The organism is Elstera litoralis (assembly GCF_000963705.1).
Classification (GTDB): domain Bacteria; phylum Pseudomonadota; class Alphaproteobacteria; order Elsterales; family Elsteraceae; genus Elstera; species Elstera litoralis.
In genome coordinates this window covers 1-725 of the sequence record NZ_LAJY01000805.1, presented here as the reverse complement: position 1 = coordinate 725, position 725 = coordinate 1, and the positions used below count along the sequence as shown (strand labels likewise).

2 protein-coding genes are annotated in these 725 nt (G+C 41.7%); both read right to left on the bottom strand.

Annotated elements, in window-relative coordinates:
- On the bottom strand, nt 1–342 hold a 342-nt coding region (locus tag VZ95_RS27650; protein ID WP_232302775.1), incomplete at its 3' end, for a hypothetical protein.
- 2 nt (nt 343–344) lie between these two features.
- On the bottom strand, nt 345–725 hold a 381-nt coding region (locus VZ95_RS19890), incomplete at its 5' end, for an HAD family hydrolase (protein ID WP_156995453.1).

The window sequence follows — 725 nt, the reverse complement described above, 5'->3', positions numbered from 1 at the left end:
GAAACATTTATTGCTTCTCCGGCCCAGGACGAGTCCAGCGGGAGAAATGAGAATACCCGTAACGGCTAAAGGACGAATTTCAGGTAGATTAATAAAAATATCAGGATTGAGGCGGCGAGCAATGACTGTCCGGTAATCAATCTCTTGGATCGTTAGGGTGTTTTGCGTATGTCCCGACAAACTAAAAACGGGATCATTCGTGATTAAGCCATTTTTTTTTTTTTTAAACTCTTCATTCCATATACGGTTTAACTCGTCGTTTAAAGAGTATGGAAATTGATACGGGGGTAGAATTTTGATGTCGCAGCATTTATTTAATGGGAAAACACGAGTTTTAGTCATAATTAAAAACCATTCTGGTAAGAAGAAAGAATAATACTGGAAACCTCATCCAAATTTTTTACATTTATAGTATTGTGTAATCGTGGGTCATTTACATCAGACAAGAAGAAACTCTTCAAGCCTGCGGCGTCTGCTGCCCGAATTCCCGTTAAACTATCTTCCACGGCGAAGGACCGCGATGCCAAGCAGCGAGTTTGCTGCAAAGCGCTTAAATAGGGCTCGGGATGAGGTTTTCCGAGGTTGACGGTATCTCCGCCGATAATAATATCGATATTACTCTCAATATTTAATCGATTTACCCAAGCCGCCGCGAGGTAAGACATATTGGAAGTCACGATACCGATCTTAAGGTTGCACTCAGTGGCGACCTTTAAAAGAGTGAG